Here is a 20400-nt window from a genome sequence, read left to right as displayed (position 1 = left end):
ATCAAGCACTCCTTTGTTCAAATAAATATGAAAAATCTTTTTTAAAATAATTTAATAAGCATATTATCTCCGTTAATTTAAAATTGCCTCTTTTCTTTTTTTTACAATAACTTTCTCTTGATATTTTTAATATCATGGCAACATCATTGTCATTTAGTGATAATCTGCCCTGTTCTGCTTCTAAATTTGGAAATAACCCTTTCTTTCTCATAATATCACTCCTTATAATTATATATTAGCAAAATGCTAATTACATTTTTATTATATTACCTTTTTGCTAATATGTCAATATATTTTGTTAAAATAAATTAACACAATGTTAAAAATATGTTGACTAAATTATTATAATGCTATATAATATATTTGAGGTGGTTTTATGAAAGGCTTTGGTAGTAAGATAATAGAACTTAGAAAAATTAAAGGTTATACGCAGAAACAATTAGCAGAGTTTTTACAAATATCCCCAACGAGATTAAATTACTGGGAAAAAGATAAGAGAGAACCAGATTTATTTAATATTCTTAAACTTTGCGAAGTTTTAGATATAAGCCCAGACGAACTTTTAAATATTGAAAAAAATATTATTTTAAATGAACTTGAACAAAAAATTATCTTAGAATATAGAACAAATATTAAATTCAAAAATATTGTTAATGTTTGGCTTGGTGTTGAAAATGAAAAATAGAAAGATAGGCAATATCACTAAATTAAAAGATAATAAATATAAAATAAGAATCTCTGCAGGGTTTGACGACTTTGGAAAAAGAAAAGTTATCAGTAAAACTATTTCCTGTTCTTCTGATACCGAAGCGGAAAAATATCTTATAAAACTTTATAATGAAAAAGATTTTTTTAAAAGTTCAAGCAACCCGAAATATTTAAAAGATTTAATTGATGTTTTTATGGCTAATCACGCGAAAAATTTATCTTTAAATACTATTGATTATTATAATACTCTCAATAAACACCTTGTTAATTTTCATTATTTAAAAATTGAAAATTTAAATATTATCAATATAAATAAAATACTCGACTCGTTACCTGATGGGAAAATAAAACAATCAGTTTTTAAATTTTTAAAAACTGTTATCAACAAGAATATTACTTGGGGATATTTCAAAAATATTAACCCATGTAATATGATAACAACTCCAAAATATAAACCTAAAGAAAAAAGTATTTTAAATATAAATGATATCGATAAAATTAACGCTCTTATTATTAACGAAGAATTTAAATATCAATGTATTTTTTATTTTGCTGTTTTACTTGGTTTAAGGCGTGGGGAAATTATTGCGCTTAAATGGAATGATATAGATTTCAAAAATAAAACTGTTTCCATTAACAAATCTGCAACTTTGTCCCATAATAGCAATGAAGATTATGTTGTTTTAAAAGAAACAAAAACAGTTTCCTCCGTGCGTGTCTTATCTCTTCCAAACATATTGGCCGATATTCTTCGTAAATTAAAACAAGAACAAAATATAAATATTTTAAAATTAGGAGATTTATATGTAAATAATAATTTTATTTTTACAACTTGGAATGGTAAAATTATGAACTTACACACTCCAACTAATTGGTGGCGAGATTTTACCAAAAAACACAATTTAAGCAATGTTACCTTACATGGTTTAAGGCACACCTGCTGTTCACTTATGCTAAAAGAGGGGAACGACATAGCCACTATCTCTAAAACTCTTGGACATAGTAATATATCAACCACTTTAAATATTTATTCGCATATGATAGAGGACAACAAAAAGAAAGCAATAGAAAGCGTTGCAAGTTATTTTATAGCAAAATAATTTTTAAAAAAAGGACACACTTTAGGACACACATAGTATAATTTTGTGTGTCCTGTGTTACTTTTAAAATTATTAAATAAATATAAAAAAGGCTTGGTTAAGCCTTTTTAATTTTATATACTTTCTATTTAATAAGACTCTTAATCAGGGTGTCCAGGGTTCGAGTCCCTGATGGTGTACCAAGAAAGCACTTGTGAAAGCAAGTGCTTTTTTAATACCCTCATTCTCCGTTTCACTACGACGGATAGCGATGTTCGTTGCTCTCCATCCCTATCTCGCAGGGACTTTAATCTATGAAATAATTCCCCAAATTATTTCATTACGATTAAACTGATGGTGTACCAAAACAAAAATCCTGTCGAAAGATAGGATTTTTTGTTTTGTATTATTCATTTTTCATTATTCAATATTCATCATTCATTTAATGCGACAGGATTTTTTAATGAATAATGAATGATGAAACCGCTTCGCTGATGAATAATTAATAATTATGGTTACTTCACTCACGCAAAGTTTATTTTTATGAGTATCTAAACCGTTCGTTTATATAAAATTTGCAAAGCGAGATATCGCTAAAAATCTTATAGTTCCACTAAAAATCAAAAAAACCAAAACACATACTATGTTTTGGTTTTTTTATTCTTAAAAGTTTTTATTTTTTCCTATTATATGATTTACTATCTGTGATGCGATAATAAGGCCTGATACAGATGGTACATATGCCATACTGCCGGGTGTTGACCTTCTATTTTCTTCCTCTATATTAACCAAAGGTTTTGTCGGAATTTCCTTTGAATAGACAACCTTAAGTTTCTTTATTCCCCTTTTTTTAAGTTCATATCGCATAACTTTTGCAAGGGGGCAAACAGAAGTTTTATAAATATCTGTTACTTCAAAGGCTAACGGGTCAAACTTATTTCCTGCACCCATTGCGCTTATTATTTTAGCATTTGCTTTATCGCATTTTTCAATTATTAAAATTTTAGACGAAACAGTATCAATAGCATCTACAACATAGTCATATGAAGAAAAATCAAAATTATCAATATTCGATTTATCCAAAAACAAATCAAAAGCATTAACCTTAATATCTTTATTTATACTTAAAAGCATTTCCTTTAACACATCCACTTTTTTTCTTTCCAATGTGTTTAAATCTGCTATAAGTTGACGGTTGATATTAGTTACACTTACTGTATCATTATCGATAATATCAATATTATAAACTCCGCATCGTGCAAGTGCCATTGCAGCATAAGAGCCTACCCCTCCTACACCAAACACTGCAACGCGCGTGTTTTTTAATTTTTCCATATTATCTTTTCCGACTATAATTTCTGTACGCAAAAACTGTTCCATTTTATCTGTCCTTCATTTTAATATATTCTTTTCTTGGCATAACTGATTTATAGGCAGGACGAATAATTTTACCTGCGTTAACAAGTTCTTCAATACGGTGTGCACACCAGCCAGGCATTCTTGAAACTGCAAATAAAGGTGTGAACATTTCTTTTGGTATATTAAGAAGACTGTATACAAGGCCTGAATAAAAGTCTATATTAGCACTTACGCCTTTATATATTTTTCTTTCATTTGCAATAACTATCGGAGCAATTCTTTCGACCTTTTCATAAAGCGCAAATTCCTTTTCCATTCCTTTTTCCTTAGCAAGAGAAGAAACGAACTTTTTAAGAATTACTGCTCTCGGGTCAGAAATTGAATACACAGCGTGGCCCATTCCATAGATAAGACCTGATTTATCAAACGCCTTTTTATTTAAAACTTTTGTAAGATAGTCTGCAATTTCCTTTTCATTTTCCCAGTCAGATATTTGCTTCATAATATCTTCAAACATTTCTGCAACCTTTATGTTTGCTCCACCGTGTCTTGGGCCTTTTAGTGAGCCTAAAGATGCAGTTATAGAAGAATAGGTATCAGTTGCCGAAGATGTTACAACATGAGTGGTAAAAGTAGAGTTATTACCTCCTCCGTGTTCTGCGTGAAGCACCATACACAAGTCTAAAATTTTTGCTTCAAGCTCGGTAAAAGAACCGTCTGTTCTTAACATATGAAGAATATTTCCTGCAAGTGAATATTCCTTTTTCGGCTCTCTTATAACAAGGCTTCCCCTGTTATAAATATGGTTATATGAATGATAACAATATGTCATAAGAAGTGGCATCTGGGCAATTAACTGAACAGACTGCCTTATTACATTAGGAATAGTTATATCGTCTGCATATTCATCATAAGTATAAAGGGTAAGAACACATCTCGCAAGCATATTCATCATATCCTTACCAGGAAGATTCATAACGGAATCTCTTATAAACTCACCCGGAAGTCTGCTCACATCAAATAAAATTCTTTTAAAATTGATATACTCTTCTTCTTTAGGAAGTTCACCAAACAGCAAAAGATAGGCAACTTCTTCAAAACCGAATTTATCATTTTCGGTAAAATCGGCAACTATATCGTTTATGTTATACCCTCTGTAATAAAGTTTTCCGTCACATGGGACAAGAGTGTAATCTTGCATAGTATGTGAAACTATTTCAGAAACTTCTGTTAAACCTGCTAAAACACCCTTTCCTGAAATATCTCTTAAACCTCTTTTTACTTCATATTTAGTATATAATTCCGGGTCAATTTTATTATAGTTATTAACCATATCGGAAAACTTATATATATCATTTCTGTATTTTCGAAATTCGTCTGTTAAAAAAATATGTTTCAAAAAATCAGCCCTTCCTTTATATATATGTCATTTAAGTATATTATTTTTTTAAATCTTTTATACTTATTCTTAAGTTTTTAATAGTATACCACATCTTTAATAAGATTGTCAAAAATAATGGCAAAAAAATTTTAAAAAAATACCAAAAAAACCTTGACATATAGACAAATATGATTTAAAATAGTACGGTAACCGCGCGAATAGGGTCTTAATATTATAACTTGTTATAATAACCTTATAAGGCGAGTCCTATAAAAATAAAGGGAGGTGCTACAGAATGTACGCAGTAATCGAAACAGGCGGAAAACAGTATAAAGTTTCCGAAGGTGATGTTATCTTCATTGAAAAATTAGAAGTTAACGAAGGAGAAGTTATCACTCTTGACAAAGTTGTTGCAGTTGCTGATGACAACGGTATCAAAGTTGGTAGCGAAGTTAGTGGTGCTAACGTTTCTGCAAAAGTTTTAAAGAACGGTAAAGAAAAGAAAGTTATCGTTTACAAAATGAAACCTAAAAAAGGTTACAGAAGAAAACAGGGCCACAGACAGCCTTATACAAAAGTTCAGATTGAAAAAATCTCTATGTAATTATGACTAAGATTGAAATTACAAAAGATAAGTCAGGCAATATAATTAAATTTGTTATTGACGGTCATTCAGAGTTTTCAGATAGTGATGACATTGTTTGTGCCGCCATATCCTCTGTTTCATATGCCACACTTTTGGGAATTGAAAAAATATTAAACATTCCTTTTGGCTATGAAAAAGATGATGGCTATTTATATTTTTGTCTGCCTGATGATTTAAAAAACGAATTAAGAGAACAAGCTAATATATTACTTAATTCTATGTATTTGTTCTTTTTAGATTTAGAAGAACAGTACGAAGATAATGTTAATATTACTACGCTGGAGGTGTAAAAATGTTTAGATTAGATCTTCAATTATTTGCTCATAAAAAAGGTATGGGTAGCACTAAGAACGGCAGAGACAGTGAAGCTAAGAGACTTGGTGTGAAAAAAGGCGACGGCCAGGCTGTTTTAGCAGGAAACATTCTTGTTAGACAGAGAGGAACAAAAATTCATCCGGGAACAAATGTTGGTAAAGGTTCTGACGATACTCTTTTCGCATTGGTTGACGGTAAAGTTAAATTTGAAAGATTAGGCAAAGACAAAAAACAGGTTAGTGTTATTGCCGGTTAATCATTTTGATTTTTGTGGGTTGCAGCTCTTGGTTGCAACCCTTTTTTAAAACTGTTTTTGGAGGTATTATTTATGTTTATAGATAAAGCCAAAATATTTGTTAAAGCCGGAAACGGCGGAAACGGTTGTGTTTCTTTTCATCGTGAAAAATATGTTGCGGCAGGTGGCCCTGACGGTGGCGACGGAGGTAAAGGCGGAAGCGTTATATTTGTTGCAGACCCTAACCTTTCTACCCTGCTTGACTTTAAATATAAAAGAAAATATGTTGCAAAAGCCGGTGGAGACGGTATGAGTGATAACCGTATCGGGAAAAACGCCGAAAACTTATATGTAAAAGTTCCTGTGGGAACAGTAGTTTACGATTGTCTGACCGGTCTTATTTTATGCGATTTAAATGAACCTGGAATGGAAGCAGTTATTGCAAAAGGCGGAGACGGAGGCTTTGGCAACAAAAAATATGCTACGCCTACAAGACAAATTCCAAAGTTTGCAAAGCCTGGTTTTCCAGGTCAGGAAAGAGAAGTTTCATTAGAACTTAAACTTCTTGCAGATGTTGGTCTTGTCGGGTTCCCTAATGTTGGAAAGTCTACTTTCCTTTCAGTAAGCACAAAGGCTAACCCTAAAATTGCAAATTATCATTTTACAACTTTAATTCCAAACCTTGGTGTTGCTGACTTAGGAGCAGGAAGAAATTTTGTGATTGCTGATATACCCGGGGTTATAGAGGGTGCATCAGAAGGAATAGGTCTTGGGCATGACTTTTTAAGGCATATTGAAAGAACAAGGCTTTTACTTCATGTGCTTGATGCTTCAGAATCTGAGGGAAGAAATGTTTTAGAAGACTTTGAAATTATAAACAATGAGTTAATTAAATTCAGCAGTGTTCTTGCAAATAGAGAACAGATTATAATTCTTAATAAAACCGATTTGATATTTGACGAAGAAATATTAAATGATTATAAGAAAAAATTTGAAGAAATGGGATATAAAGTGTTTATATGCTCAGGTGCAACAAAAAAAGGTGTTAAAGAAATTCTTGACTATGCATATGAAAGACTTCAGAAAATTCCGATGCCTGTTTTATATGACGAAGATAAGATTTATAACGAAGAAATACACAAAGTTGTAGAAAAACCTTTTGAAGTATTCGTTGATGAAGATGGCGTATATAACGTTACAGGTCCGTTTGTTGACAGATTATTAAAAAGCACAAATCCTAATGACTTTGAATCTATGCAGTATTTCCAGAGGGCTTTAAAATCTCATGGGGTTATTGAGGCATTGGAAGAAAAAGGTATTAGCGAGGGAGACCTTGTAAGACTAGATGAGGTTGAATTTGAATTCGTACTTTAGGATGGATGTTAAAATTCCTAAGAACACGCAAAAAATGATAAAATTAAAGTGTATCTATAATATATAGGTACACTTTTTTAATATTTCTAAGGTATAAATTGCAAGGCAATTTATAAATTTAATTTTTGCGTTTTCAATGAAAATACCTCTCGATGTATCACATACACCTTCGGTTATTTTCATTGAATCTAAGAAATTTTTCCTATCCATCGGTTTTATGAAGTTGATATCGAATCAACTTCATAAAAGATGGATGTTAACCATACCATTAAACAACAAAAAGATAAAATTAAAGTGTATCTATATTATATATATAGGTACACTTTTTATATATAAAATTAAAGGTTAATCAATTTGCTGGTCTGCTTTTAGATACAACTTATAATATACTCCTTTTTTATCCATGAGTTCCTTATGAGTTCCCTCTTCTTCTATACCGTTTTTTGTAAGCACTATTATTCTTTCTGAATCTATAATAGTTGAAAGTCTGTGTGCTATTGTAAAGGTTGTTCTTCCTTTTGCAAGTTCTTTTAATGATTTTTGAACAATATATTCGCTTTCATTATCAAGAGCGCTTGTTGCTTCGTCTAAAATTAAAATTTTAGGGTCTTTTAAAAATGTTCTTGCAATGCTTATTCTCTGTTTCTGACCACCTGAGAGTTTAACTCCTCTCTCGCCGACATAAGTATCATAACCCAAAGGCAGTTCTTCGATAAACGAATGTGCATTTGCAAGACGCGCTGCATTAATAATTTCTTCTTTGGTTGCCCCAGGTTTACCGTATGCAATATTTTCGTATACTGAGCCTGAAAATAAATACACATCCTGTTGCACAACACCTATATTTTCTCTTAAAGATTTTAGTGTTACATCCTTTATATCAACTTCGTCAATTAAAATACTACCTGAATCAATATCGTAAAACCTTGGAACAAGGTTTACAAGAGTAGTTTTACCTCCGCCTGAATAACCGACAAGGGCAACATTTTCCCCAGGTTTTACTTTAAGATTTATATTATTAAGAACTGAATCAGAAGATGAAGAATATCTGAATGTAACATTATTAAACTCTATTGTTCCTTTAACATTTAAAAGTTCTTTAGCGTCTTCTTTTTCTTTGATATCAACAGGGGTATCGATAATTTCTATAAATCTTTCAAACCCTGTAAGACCTCTTTGGAACTGCTCTGTAAATTCCACCAGTTTTCTTATTGCTGCAAGAAGAGTCTGCACATATAAAAGATATGCCACAAGGTCTGCTGCGTTAATTGCTTTAATTTTTAAGAAAAATGCGCCTGAAAACACAACGGTTAAATACATAAACCCGTCAAAGAATTTTATTCCACTGTGAAATAAGCCCATATAATGATAAGACTTTTTCTTGATTTTTAAGAACTTATCATTTCCCTCTTTAAACTTATCTTCTTCTATATTTTCATTGGTAAACGATTTAACTATTCTTATACCGAGAAGACTGTCTTCCACTCCTGCATTTATTTCCCCTATCTGCGCTCTTTGTGCTTTAAATGTGCTTTTCATTTTCCTGTTCATTATGATAGAGAAAAAGAGCATAACAGGAATACACGCAAATATTATAAGAGTTAGTTTTACATTAACCCCTAAAAGAACAATAAATGCACCGATTATTTTTAACGATGACATAAAAAATTCTTCAGGACAGTGGTGTGCAAACTCAGTAACATCAAATAAATCGCTTGTTATTCTGCTCATCAGTTGGCCTATTTTTGTATTATCATAATAAGAATACGGAAGTTTCTGCAGGTGAGAAAACAAATCTCTTCGCATATCTGTTTCCATTTTTGTTCCCATTATATGACCTGTTGAACTTACATAATAATTGGCAAGAGAATCTAAAATCACAAAAACAAGCATCAAAAGACCTGTTTTAAAAATTATTTCATAAGATATTCCCCCACTGTTTAACCCCTCATTTATTATGCGCCTTATAAGAATGGGAGTTATAAGAGCAACCATACCGCATAAAAACGCACAAAGCATATCACAGATAAATGTTGATAAATACGGTTTATAATAAGGAATAAATCTCCTTATAAGCCCTTTATTTTTTTTCATAATAAACTTTTCCTCCCTTTATAACTGTATACCCTCTTGTAAGTGGCTCTAACTTTCCTTTTATTTCTCCTTTAGGAGTAATAACTGCTGTTATCCCTGTATTACCTGTTCTTAAAAGATAACTGTTATTTTCTACTGCACGGAAAATACTGTGTGCAAAATGGCTTTCTACCCCAAATGAATCTTCAAACCACGAATCGTTGGTTATAAGCAAAAAATACTCACTGCCCTTTAGTTTTGTTACATAAGTTAAGTGAGGGTATGCAGAATCTATACATATTATTCCCCCTGCTTTACCCGATAAGATATTAAGTATAGTTGCATCTTTTCCTGACACCAGTCCGTTCATTCCAAAAGTTACTTTTTCTGCAAAAGGGATAAGATGCCTTTTATGGTAAATATCCAAGTATTGCTCACCGTTTTTATTAAAGGCAACAAGACTGTTGTAATAATAGTTATTTTCAGGATAAAAGCAACCTGTAAAAAGTTCCAGCCTGTTTTCTTTTGAAAACTCAGATATTCTGTTATACCAATACCCACCTTTATCAAGTTCAACATTTATAACCGTTTCAGGCCATACTACCGAGTCTACCTGATATTTTTCTTTTGCTTCTATGCTTAACTTACTATAAATATTAAAACTATTTAAAAGACTGTTACTCTCCCATTTTTCTAAGGATGATAAATTCCCCTGAATAAGAGCAATATTATGTTTAAAATGAGATGGTTTATAAAGATTAAATCTCAACGCCCCAAAACTTAAATTGATGACAAATATTAAAAGCGCAAAAATTAAAAACTTTAATTTTCTTAAAGTTAAAAATTTATATATAAACACATTGATATATACAATAATTAAGGTTAAAAAATATGAGGACAGCAATGAGGCTGACTGTATAAAATAAAGGTTTTTATACCACGGAAGATAAAGATGAGAAAAGGTAAGCCCCAATATTCCCACACTGATTATAACTTCATATAGTACATAGCAAAGAGGAAAAAGATAAATATTATTTACATATTTTTTATAAAAATAAGAAAAAAAGCCTCCCCAAAAACTTTCAACTATTAAAATTCCTAAGTACATTAAAAATATTATACCTATACTTTTAATTCCCGAAAAGCCCATAAATTCCATAGGATGCATTTTAAATAAAAATGACATACTTGTTCCATATAAAAACACTGCAAAAGTTAACCCTTTTAAAAAGTTTTTTTCATTATCCTTTAATGCATAAAGAAAAGGCAATAAAGAAAACAGGGTAAGAAAACAAAAATCTTTATATATAAATGCAATTCCTGTAATAATTCCTGCTACTGCACTTAGAAATAAATTCATTCTTATTCCCCTCCCTTTTTTTAACTTCATATGTTTTTATTATATAAAAATCTTAAATTAAAATCAACTTATTTAACCTATCTTTTATGCCATTTTATTACATAAAAATTTATTTATTTATTATATAAAACTTTAATTGACATTTTTTGGATAATATGTTATGATATTCCTGTAATAAAAAATAGAGAAAGGGAGTTTTTTTATGAAATCTACAGGAATAGTTAGAAAAATTGATGAATTGGGAAGATTGGTGTTACCTATCGAGTTAAGAAGAAATATGAATCTTGACATTAAAGACCCTATTGAAATATTCGTTGAAGACGATATGATAATCTTAAAAAAATATGAGTCATCCTGTATATTCTGTCAGGACGCAAGAGATAATGTTATATATGAAAATAAACATGTATGCAGAAAATGCATAGAAAAATTAAAATTAAAATAATTTATTTAAAGCAGTGTAATTTTACACTGCTTTTACTATTTTTAAAATCGTTATAATTTCAAGTAAAATTAAGGGCAAAATGCATTTTTTCTATTGTAAAAACTAAGAATTAGTGATATAATGTTATATTAGGATATGATAGGTATAGACTATAATTTAAGACTATTTAAATAAGTTTTTTTACAGTTTTTATAAATTGATAAAAATACCCTTTAAATTACTATGAGGTGAATTTAATGTTTAAATCTATAATTGAAAAAATGATTGGCTCTTATTCCGAAAGAGAAATTAAAAAATTAAAATCTATTGTTGATTTAACTCTTTCATTAGAAGATGAATTTTCCCGACTTTCTGACAGTGAATTAAAAGCCAAAACTCCATATTTAAAAGAACAACTTAAAATGGGAAAAACTCTTGATAATATTCTTCCTGAGGCTTTTGCTACCGTAAGAGAGGCTGCATGGAGAGTTCTTGGGCTTAAGCACTACCCTGTTCAGATTTTAGGCGGAATTATTCTTCATCAGGGAAGAATTGCAGAAATGAAGACAGGAGAAGGTAAAACACTGGTTGCAACTCTTCCTGCTTATCTTAACGCATTATCAGGAAAAGGCGTTCACATAGTTACAGTTAATGATTATCTTGCAAAAAGAGACAGTGAATGGATGGGCAAAATTTATAAATTCTTAGGTTTGACTGTCGGACTTATTATCCATGATATTGACCCAAGCGACAGAAAGGCAAACTATCTTGCCGATATCACATACGGTACAAACAACGAATTTGGTTTTGACTATTTAAGAGATAATATGGTTATCTATAAAGAACAGATGGTTCAAAGAGGTCATAACTTTGCAATAGTTGACGAAGTTGACAGTATATTAATTGACGAAGCAAGAACTCCTCTTATTATCTCAGGCGCAGGAGATGAATCAACAGACATATACGAAAAGGCAGATAAATTTGTAAGAACTCTCTCTTATAAAACTATTGTGGAAACTGATTTAAAAAAAGAAGAAGATGAAAATGCATCAGTTGACTATATAGTTGACGAAAAGGCAAATAACGCTACTCTTACAAAACAAGGTGTAGAAAAGGCCGAAAGAGCATTCTCCCTTGAAAACCTTTCCGACCCTGAGAATATGACAATTTCACATCATATAAATCAGGCTTTAAAGGCGCACGGTGTTATGAAAAAAGATGTTAACTATGTTGTAAGAGACGGAGAAGTTATTATAGTTGACGAATTCACAGGGCGTTTAATGTTTGGAAGAAGATACTCAGAAGGTCTTCATCAGGCTATTGAAGCAAAAGAAAGAGTTAAGGTTGAAAGAGAGTCTAAAACTCTTGCGACAATTACTTTCCAGAATTATTTTAGATTATATAATAAACTTTCAGGTATGACAGGTACTGCTCTTACCGAAGAAACAGAGTTTCAGGAAATTTATAAACTTGACGTTGTTGTTATACCTACCAACAAGGAAATAAAAAGAAAAGACTTATCTGATTTTGTATATAAAAACGAGGCTGCAAAATATCAGGCAGTAATAAATGAAATAGTTGAAAAACACGAAAAACTTCAACCTATATTAGTTGGTACAATATCTATTGAAAAAAGCGAACTGTTAAGCAGACTTCTTAAAAAACACGGAATTAAGCATGAAGTTCTTAATGCTAAATATCACGAAAAAGAAGCAGAGATTATCTCTCAGGCAGGAAAACTTGGTGCAGTTACTATTGCTACAAATATGGCAGGTAGAGGTACAGATATAAAACTTGGCGGTAACCCTGAATTTATGGCTAAAAAAGAAATGGCTAAAAGAGGATACTCTGACGAAATCATTTCTTTATGCGTAGGATATCAGGATACTACTGACGAAGAGATATTAGAGGGAAGAAAACTTTATCAGGCACTTCTTTACGATTTTGAATCTAAGACAGACGAAGAAGCGAAAAAAGTTGTCGATGCAGGTGGACTTTGCATCATCGGTACTGAAAGACATGAATCAAGAAGAATTGATAACCAGTTAAGAGGCCGTGCAGGGCGTCAGGGAGACCCTGGGGAAACAAGATTCTTTATTTCCTTAGAAGATGACATTATGCGTTTATTTGGTTCTGAAAGAATTATAGGCATGGTTAACGCTCTTGGTATGCCTGATGATGAGCCTATTGAGCATAAGATGTTAACAGGCGCTATTGAAAATGCCCAAAAAAGAGTTGAGGGCAAAAACTTCCAGATAAGAAAACACGTTCTTCAGTTTGACGATGTTATGAATAAGCAAAGAGAAGTTATCTACTCTCAAAGACAAAAAGTGTTAAACGGAGAAAACATCAAAGAAAGCATTGAAAAAATGCTTATTGATTCTGTTAAATCTTTTGTATCTACCCAGTGTATAGAAGAATATCCTGACGACTGGAATATGAATTATATTTTAGAGTTTGCAAATGCAAATTATGCTCCTTTGGATAAAGAAATTATAATTAAAGAAGATGAATATTCATATCTTACAAAGGCTAAACTTACAAAACTTTTAACTGAAAATATGCTTGAAAGATACAAACAAAAAGAAGAAGAGTTTGGCGAAAATATAAGAGAACTTGAAAGAGTTGTTCTTCTTAACACTGTTGATAAAAAGTGGATGGACCATATTGATGATATGGACCAGTTAAGACGAGGAATCGGTCTTAGAGCGTATGGACAAAAAGACCCTGTTATAGAATACCAGATTGAAGGCTTTAATATGTTTGAAGAAATGATAGAATCTATCAGTAACGATACTGCTAAAATTCTTTTTAACCTAAAACTTCAGACCAATATGGAAAGAAAACAGGTTGCCCGTCCGCAGAATGCAGTTTTAGAATCAAATGAAGAGCCAAGAAAGGTTACAGTAAGAAAAACCCAGAAGGTTGGAAGAAACGACCCTTGCCCATGCGGTTCGGGTAAAAAATATAAAAAATGCTGCGGATTTAATTCCAATGATTAGTTTTAAATATTATTATTTTAAGGAGTTGATTAAATGTTAGAGTATGAAGAATTACAAAAAGACCTTATAACTCTTAAAGAAGATATTACAAAGTTAGGTGATTCACTTTAACTTAGCATCTATGCAAAGTGAAATTTCCTCTTTGGAGGAAGAAACCCAGAAGCCTGATTTCTGGAGTAATTCAGATAATTCATCAAAAATTCTTCAGAAGATAAAAAATCTTAAGGATAAAATAGGTGCTTACAACTCACTTTTAGATGTGTGCGAAGAAATAGAACTTTTAATTGAACTTGGCACTGAGGAAGAAAGTTTAACTTATTTAAAAGATGCAAAAGATTTATTTAAAACTTTAAAAGAGAATACAAACACAATGAATCTTGAAACTCTGCTTTCCGGCCCGTATGATAAAAACAATGCTATTATCTCTCTTCATGCAGGAGCAGGAGGAACAGAAGCACAAGACTGGGTTGAAATGCTTTACAGGATGTACTCAAGATGGTGTGAAAGAAGAGGCTTTAAAACTGAAACGGTAGACTTTTTAGACGGCGATGAAGCAGGTATAAAAAGTGTTACAATGGTTGTTTCAGGGCTTAATGCATACGGATATTTAAAAGCAGAAAAAGGAGTTCACAGGCTTGTGAGAATTTCCCCTTTTGACGCATCAGGAAGAAGGCACACATCCTTTGCATCCCTTGATGTTTTGCCTGAACTTGATGACGATATCCAGATTGATATAAATCCTGACGAAATAAGAGTGGATACTTTCAGGGCATCGGGTGCCGGAGGGCAACATATAAACAAAACCGATTCTGCTATAAGAATAACCCACTTCCCTACCGGTATTGTAGTATCCTGCCAGAATGAAAGAAGTCAGCATAAAAACCGTGAAACTGCTATGAAGATGCTAAAAGCCAAACTTTTGGAAATCAAAGAGCAGGAGCAAAAAGACAAACTTTCTGATATTCAAGGCGAACAAATGGATATCGGTTTTGGAAGCCAGATTCGTTCATATGTTTTCCACCCTTACAATCTTGTTAAAGACCATCGCACAAATTTTGAAATGGGAAATATAAACGCAGTTATGGACGGAGATATTGACGGATTTATTAACGAATATTTAAAATTTCAGTTAGAGAAGTAAGAGGAGAAAAATATGTTTGATAAACTTGATTTTTTAGAAGATAAATATAACAAACTTAATGAAACCATCTCAGACCCTTTGGTTATCGCAGACCAGGAAAGATGGAGAAAACTTATGAAAGAACAAAAGGACTTAACCCCTATTGTTGAAAAATACAAACAGTATAAAAAGGCTAAGGACACTATTAACGAATCAAAAGAACTTCTTTCTACCAGTTTGGAAAAAGATTTTGAAGAACTTGTTAAAATGGAACTTGAAGAAGCAAAAGAAAACATTGCTGTTTATGAAGAAGAATTAAAAATTCTTCTTTTACCTAAAGACCCTAACGATGATAAGAACGTTATTGTTGAAATAAGAGCAGGTGCAGGTGGCGATGAAGCGGCACTTTTCGTTGGCGATTTATACAGAATGTATTCTATGTATTCCGACCAGAGAAGATGGAAGACAGAAGTGCTTTCAGAAAGCCCTACAGGAATTGGCGGATACAAGGAAATTTCGTTTATGGTTTATGGCGAGGGCGCTTATTCAAGACTTAAATATGAAAGCGGAGTTCACAGAGTACAGCGTGTTCCTGAAACTGAATCAAGCGGAAGAATACATACTTCTACTGTTACGGTTGCAGTGCTTCCTGAAGCAGAAGAAGTAGACGTTGACATTAACCCTGACGATATTGAAACAGATACACTGCGTTCATCAGGTGCAGGTGGTCAGCACGTTAATAAAACTGAATCTGCAATAAGACTTACTCATAAGCCTACCGGTATTGTTGTTATGTGTCAGGACGAAAGAAGTCAGCATAAGAACAGAGATAAGGCTATGAAAATTCTTCTTTCAAGACTTTATGATATGAAAATGGCAGAAGCACATGAAAAAGTTGCAAGCGAGAGAAAAAGTCAGGTTGGTACAGGAGATAGAAGTGAAAGAATAAGAACATATAACTATCCTCAGGGAAGAGTTTCTGACCATAGAATTAAACTTACCATTAACCAACTTGAAAACACTTTAAACGGAAATATTGATGAATTTATAGATGCTCTGATTACTGCAGACCAGGCAGAAAAACTTCAGAATCAAGAAAATTAACAGGGTGATTAAAATTACTAAAATTATAAGTGTAACAAATGAAAATGAACTTAATATTTTAGATGAAGTTGCTTCGGCTTTAAAAAAAGGCGAAGTTGTTGCTATACCTACTGAAACTGTTTACGGTCTGGGAGCAAATGCTCTCTTTAGTGAATCTGCACAAAAGATTTTTACAGTTAAGGGAAGACCGTCTGACAACCCTTTGATAGTTCATATTGCAAAGGAAGAAGATGCAAAAGAAGTGGGAAAGGATATTCCTGAAATTTTCTACACACTTTCTAAAAACTTCTGGCCAGGTCCTCTTACTATGATTGTTAAGAAAAATGATAAAATTCCCTATTCGGTTACAGGTGGCTTAGACACTGTTGGAATTCGTATGCCTGACAATATATACACAAGATATTTAATTGAAAAAGCAGGTTGCCCTGTTGCTGCACCGAGTGCAAACATATCGGGTACGGTAAGTGCTACATCATCCCAATATGTGTATGACGATTTTAAGGGTAAAATTCCTTATATTGTAGATAACGGGAACTGTGAAATAGGGCTTGAATCTACTGTTATAAATCTTACTGTAACACCTAATATGATTTTAAGACCGGGAAAAATTACTATTGATGAGATTAGAAAGTTTATTCCTGATGTTATATATCATCCGTCTCTTATTAAAAATGTTTCGGATATTAAAAACCCTGCTTCTCCAGGGATGAAATATAAGCATTATTCCCCATCCTGCCCTGTTGTTTTAGTAAGAGGTAATTCAAAGGATATCCAGGAATACATATTAAAAAATATAAAAGAAACTGAATGTGCTTTTAGTTTTTCTTCGTATAACAAACTAAAGGAACTTTTCCCCAACTTCTGTTTAGGCGATGAAGATAATCTGTCAGAATGCGGAGAAAAAATATTTAAATATTTAAGAGAAGCAGACAAACAAAAAGTTTCTAAAATTTATATACCTTCGGTTAAAGAAGAAGGCATTGGCGTTGCCATTATGAACAGGCTTAAAAAAACCTGCGGAGGAAATATAGTGGATATTAAAAATGTGCTTTTTATCTGCACAGGCAATACCTGCAGAAGCCCTATGGCAGAATTTATACTAAAAAGTTATAATTTAGACGGTGTTTTCGTTAAATCAAGAGGGCTTTATGTGTGCTGTATGTCTAATATGGCATTTAGTTCTGAAAAAACACTTAAAGACAATGACATTCCTTTTGGTGATTTTAAAGCATCACAGGTATCAGAAGAAGATATAGTAAGAGCCGATATTATATACACTATGACAAACAGCCAGAGAGATGTTTTAGTTAAGGCATTTCCGCATTTTGAAGAAAAAATAAAAACACTTAAAGAAAATGGAGATATTTTAGACCCTTATATGCAACCAATTAAGGTTTATCAATCCGTTTTTGATGAGATAAGATTTGCTATTGAAAAGAGGTTTTTATATGAAAACTAAAATAGTGTCTCTTGACTTTTCAAATGTTGATAAAGTATATGAAACGGAAGTTTCCTGCTTTTTACACCCATGGACTAAGCAATCTTTTATCGAAGAGATAAATAACCCTCTTGCAAAATATTTTGTGCTTTTATTAAATGATGAGCCTGTGGGTTATGTAGGCTTATGGCATATTTTAGACGAGGGACATATTACAAATATCGCAATAAAAAAAGAGCATCAGGGAAAGGGACTTTCCCATCTTCTTATAAAAGAGATTATAGATTATAAAAATAATAATCATCTTAAATTTCTAACTCTTGAAGTAAGAGAATCAAATATAGTTGCAAGAAAACTATATGAAAAATATAATTTCAAAATAATCGGCGAACGAAAAAAATACTATGAAAATAACGAAACTGCAATTCTTTACAGTTTGGAAGGATAAACTATGAGTACAATTATTATGGGAATTGAATCTTCATGCGATGAAACTTCCTGTGCCATTGTAAAAGACGGACGCGAAATTTTATCAAATACGATTTATTCTCAAATCGATGTTCACAAAGAATACGGAGGAGTTGTGCCTGAACTTGCTTCCCGTATGCATATTGAAAAGATTTCTTATGTGGTGGATAAGGCATTAAAAGACGCATCCTGCACATTAAAAGATATAGATGCTATAAGTGTTACATACGGTCCTGGACTTGTGGGTGCGCTTTTATGCGGTGTTTCATATGCTAAATCATTATCATATGCACTAAAAATACCTCTTGTAAAAGTTCATCATATAAAAGGCCATATTGCAGGAAATTATCTTACACATAAAGATTTAGAGCCTCCTTTTTTATGCCTTGTTGTATCAGGGGGGCACAGCCACATTATTGAAGTTAAAGATTATAACGAATATAATATCCTTGCAAAAACCAAAGATGATGCAGCAGGAGAAGCATTTGATAAAATAGGCAGAGTTTTAAACCTGCCGTATCCAGGAGGAGCAAAAATAGATAAAATAAGTTACTTGGGAGATAAAAATGCTATTTGCTTTCCTAAAGTTACTTTTTGCGACTCGTATGATTTTTCTTTCAGCGGTGTTAAAACCTCTGTTATAAACTATCTTCACAGAATAGCACAGATTAACCCTGATTTTCAAAATGCTGATTTTACCGATATTGTTTTAAGAGAAAAATTAAACGGTAATGGTGTTAAACAGCAAAAAGAAGAAATCACAAAAGCAGATATTCTTGCATCGTTTACCAATGCAATAGTTTCTATTCTTTGTGAAAACACCTTTAAACTTGCAAAAGAAAAAGGGTATGACAAAATTGTATTAGCAGGTGGAGTTGCCTGTAATACACACTTAAGAACAATATTTGAAGAAACTGCAAATAAAGAAAATATGAATATATTATATCCCCTACCCGTTTTATGCACAGATAATGCGGCTATGATAGCATCTATGGGATATTACTTATATAAAGAGAAAAAGTTTGCAGACCTTAATTTAAATGCTGTACCGTATATAGATATTGAAAACAGTTGAAAAAAACCTTAGAATATGATAAAATTACTTGATATGTTATATAAGAAAGGAACTTTAAAATGAACGAAATAATAAAAAATGCAACCGAACATTTTGCAAAAGTTTTAGAAGACCAGTTAAAAAGAGTTGAAAGAATAAATTCAGATAAAGATTTTATTGATTTTGATAAACTTGATACAATTATCATTGGTATTTGCGGTGGCGACGGAATAGGCCCACGTATAACAAATGAAGCACAAAGAGTGCTTGAATTTTTATTACAGGATGAAATTAAATCTGGAAAGGTTAAGTTTAACATTATAGACGACCTTACAATAGAAAAAAGAGCAGAACTTAATACTGCCATTCCACCATCTGCACTTAACGAACTTAAAAAATGCCATGTTATACTAAAAGGCCCTACTACTACTCCAAGAGCAGGAGACCCTTGGCCAAATGTTGAAAGTGCTAACGTTGCAATGAGAAAGGAACTTGATCTTTTTGCAAATGTAAGACCTGTTAAAGTTAAAGAACAGGGTATTGACTGGACATTTTTTAGAGAAAACACAGAGGGTTCTTACGCTGTCGGCTCAAAGGGAATTCATGTTAACGATGACCTTGCTATTGACTTTTGCGTTACCACAACAGAAGGAACTAAAAGACTTGCAAGAGCAGCATTTGAATACGCAAGAAAAAACGGTAAAAAACGAGTTACTATTGTTACCAAGGCTAATGTTATTAAAACAACTGACGGTAAATTCTTAAAACTTTGCTATGAAATGGCGAAAGAATATCCTGAACTTCAGGTTGATGACTGGTACATAGATATTATGACTGCAAAACTTGTTGACGAAAAAAGAAGAAATCAGTTTGAGGTTGTTATTCTTCCTAACCTTTACGGTGATATTATTACCGATGAGGCTGCTGAATTTCAGGGAGGCGTTGGTACTGCAGGAAGTGCTAACTTAGGTAAGAAATATTCTATGTTTGAGGCTATTCACGGTTCTGCGCCAAGAATGGTTGCTGAGGGCAGAGATATTTATGCAGACCCTTGCAGTATGCTAAGAGCAACTGTTATGCTTTTAGAACATATCGGCTTTACAGACAAGGCAAAAAAACTTGAAGATGCACTTAATAAATGTATGTTTGAAGAAAAGAAAGTTCAGATTACCGGAAGAGATACCGGTGCTACATGCAGTGAATTTGCAGACTATGTTATGAGCACAATTTCAGATATAAATTCATAATTGAAAGGATTAT

General features: G+C 32.3%; 19 protein-coding genes. 14 read left to right on the top strand and 5 right to left on the bottom strand.

Features of this window, described 5'->3' with window-relative positions; translation table 11 throughout:
* Position 1: 1 nt before the first annotated feature.
* Positions 2-211, bottom strand: coding sequence for a hypothetical protein (locus tag IKZ35_01285; protein MBR4892601.1), 210 nt, complete (start codon positions 209-211; stop codon positions 2-4).
* Between the two features lie 165 nt (positions 212-376).
* Here IKZ35_01285 and IKZ35_01280 point away from each other — a divergent pair, with 165 nt between their 5' ends.
* Both IKZ35_01280 and IKZ35_01275 read left to right on the top strand, forming a co-directional pair.
* Positions 377-685 carry a helix-turn-helix transcriptional regulator gene (locus tag IKZ35_01280; GenBank protein ID MBR4892600.1) on the top strand — a complete coding sequence of 103 codons (309 nt, stop codon included), beginning with the start codon at positions 377-379 and terminating at the stop codon, positions 683-685.
* Positions 675-1808 carry a site-specific integrase gene (locus IKZ35_01275; GenBank protein ID MBR4892599.1) on the top strand — a complete coding sequence of 378 codons (1134 nt, stop codon included), beginning with the start codon at positions 675-677 and terminating at the stop codon, positions 1806-1808. Before IKZ35_01280 ends, IKZ35_01275 begins: the two co-directional genes overlap by 11 nt.
* Positions 1809-2450: 642 nt before the next feature.
* Here the strand turns inward: IKZ35_01275 and IKZ35_01270 are convergent.
* Both IKZ35_01270 and IKZ35_01265 read right to left on the bottom strand, forming a co-directional pair.
* Entirely contained in the window at positions 2451-3167 is a 717-nt protein-coding gene (locus tag IKZ35_01270) for a tRNA threonylcarbamoyladenosine dehydratase (GenBank protein MBR4892598.1), read from the bottom strand.
* Position 3168: 1 nt separating this feature from the next.
* Positions 3169-4479 carry a citrate/2-methylcitrate synthase gene (locus IKZ35_01265; protein ID MBR4892597.1) on the bottom strand — a complete coding sequence of 437 codons (1311 nt, stop codon included), beginning with the start codon at positions 4477-4479 and terminating at the stop codon, positions 3169-3171.
* Between the two features lie 343 nt (positions 4480-4822).
* On the opposite strand from IKZ35_01265, the gene rplU reads away from it, so the two are divergent.
* The 4 genes from rplU to obgE all read left to right on the top strand — a co-directional run bounded on the left by rplU (position 4823) and on the right by obgE (position 7097).
* Positions 4823-5131 (top strand): 50S ribosomal protein L21, encoded by a 309-nt coding sequence (rplU, locus tag IKZ35_01260; GenBank protein ID MBR4892596.1) that lies wholly within the window; start codon positions 4823-4825, stop codon positions 5129-5131.
* A 2-nt stretch (positions 5132-5133) separates the two neighbouring features.
* Positions 5134-5463 carry a ribosomal-processing cysteine protease Prp gene (locus tag IKZ35_01255; protein MBR4892595.1) on the top strand — a complete coding sequence of 110 codons (330 nt, stop codon included), beginning with the start codon at positions 5134-5136 and terminating at the stop codon, positions 5461-5463.
* A 2-nt stretch (positions 5464-5465) separates the two neighbouring features.
* Positions 5466-5744, top strand: a complete 279-nt coding sequence (gene rpmA / locus IKZ35_01250) for a 50S ribosomal protein L27 (GenBank protein MBR4892594.1) — start codon at positions 5466-5468, stop codon at positions 5742-5744.
* Between the two features lie 72 nt (positions 5745-5816).
* Positions 5817-7097: a GTPase ObgE gene (gene obgE / locus IKZ35_01245; protein ID MBR4892593.1), complete on the top strand. Its 1281-nt coding sequence runs from the start codon at positions 5817-5819 to the stop codon at positions 7095-7097.
* 345 nt (positions 7098-7442) lie between these two features.
* Here obgE and IKZ35_01240 read toward each other — a convergent pair whose 3' ends face one another.
* The gene (locus IKZ35_01240) at positions 7443-9191 is read right to left on the bottom strand and encodes an ABC transporter ATP-binding protein (GenBank protein ID MBR4892592.1); all 1749 of its coding nucleotides are present in this window, start codon (positions 9189-9191) and stop codon (positions 7443-7445) included.
* Positions 9178-10530 carry an apolipoprotein N-acyltransferase gene (lnt, locus tag IKZ35_01235; GenBank protein MBR4892591.1) on the bottom strand — a complete coding sequence of 451 codons (1353 nt, stop codon included), beginning with the start codon at positions 10528-10530 and terminating at the stop codon, positions 9178-9180. The genes IKZ35_01240 and lnt overlap by 14 nt, the downstream gene beginning before the upstream one ends.
* Before the next feature lie 202 nt (positions 10531-10732).
* On the opposite strand from lnt, the gene IKZ35_01230 reads away from it, so the two are divergent.
* The 8 genes from IKZ35_01230 (at position 10733) to IKZ35_01195 (ending at position 20387) form a co-directional block, all read left to right on the top strand.
* Positions 10733-10975, top strand: coding sequence for an AbrB/MazE/SpoVT family DNA-binding domain-containing protein (locus IKZ35_01230; GenBank protein ID MBR4892590.1), 243 nt, complete (start codon positions 10733-10735; stop codon positions 10973-10975).
* A gap of 236 nt (positions 10976-11211) precedes the next feature.
* Positions 11212-13956: a preprotein translocase subunit SecA gene (secA, locus tag IKZ35_01225; GenBank protein MBR4892589.1), complete on the top strand. Its 2745-nt coding sequence runs from the start codon at positions 11212-11214 to the stop codon at positions 13954-13956.
* 121 nt (positions 13957-14077) lie between these two features.
* Positions 14078-15097, top strand: a complete 1020-nt coding sequence (gene prfB / locus IKZ35_01220) for a peptide chain release factor 2 (protein MBR4892588.1) — start codon at positions 14078-14080, stop codon at positions 15095-15097.
* 12 nt (positions 15098-15109) lie between these two features.
* Positions 15110-16180: a peptide chain release factor 1 gene (gene prfA, locus IKZ35_01215; GenBank protein ID MBR4892587.1), complete on the top strand. Its 1071-nt coding sequence runs from the start codon at positions 15110-15112 to the stop codon at positions 16178-16180.
* A gap of 4 nt (positions 16181-16184) precedes the next feature.
* A complete protein-coding gene (locus IKZ35_01210) occupies positions 16185-17639 on the top strand; it encodes a threonylcarbamoyl-AMP synthase (protein MBR4892586.1) in 1455 nt (484 codons plus the stop codon).
* Positions 17629-18066: a ribosomal protein S18-alanine N-acetyltransferase gene (gene rimI, locus IKZ35_01205; protein MBR4892585.1), complete on the top strand. Its 438-nt coding sequence runs from the start codon at positions 17629-17631 to the stop codon at positions 18064-18066. The genes IKZ35_01210 and rimI overlap by 11 nt, the downstream gene beginning before the upstream one ends.
* Before the next feature lie 3 nt (positions 18067-18069).
* Positions 18070-19161 (top strand): tRNA (adenosine(37)-N6)-threonylcarbamoyltransferase complex transferase subunit TsaD, encoded by a 1092-nt coding sequence (tsaD, locus tag IKZ35_01200; protein MBR4892584.1) that lies wholly within the window; start codon positions 18070-18072, stop codon positions 19159-19161.
* Between the two features lie 59 nt (positions 19162-19220).
* On the top strand, positions 19221-20387 hold the full coding sequence (locus IKZ35_01195; protein ID MBR4892583.1) for an isocitrate/isopropylmalate dehydrogenase family protein: 1167 nt from the start codon (positions 19221-19223) through the stop codon (positions 20385-20387).
* The last annotated feature ends 13 nt before the right edge of the window (positions 20388-20400 follow it).

The sequence above is a fragment of the Clostridia bacterium genome (genome assembly GCA_017554615.1).
In the GTDB taxonomy this organism is placed as follows: Bacteria; Bacillota; Clostridia; order UMGS1840; family HGM11507; genus SIG450.
This window is presented reverse-complemented; position numbering and strand designations above follow the sequence as displayed.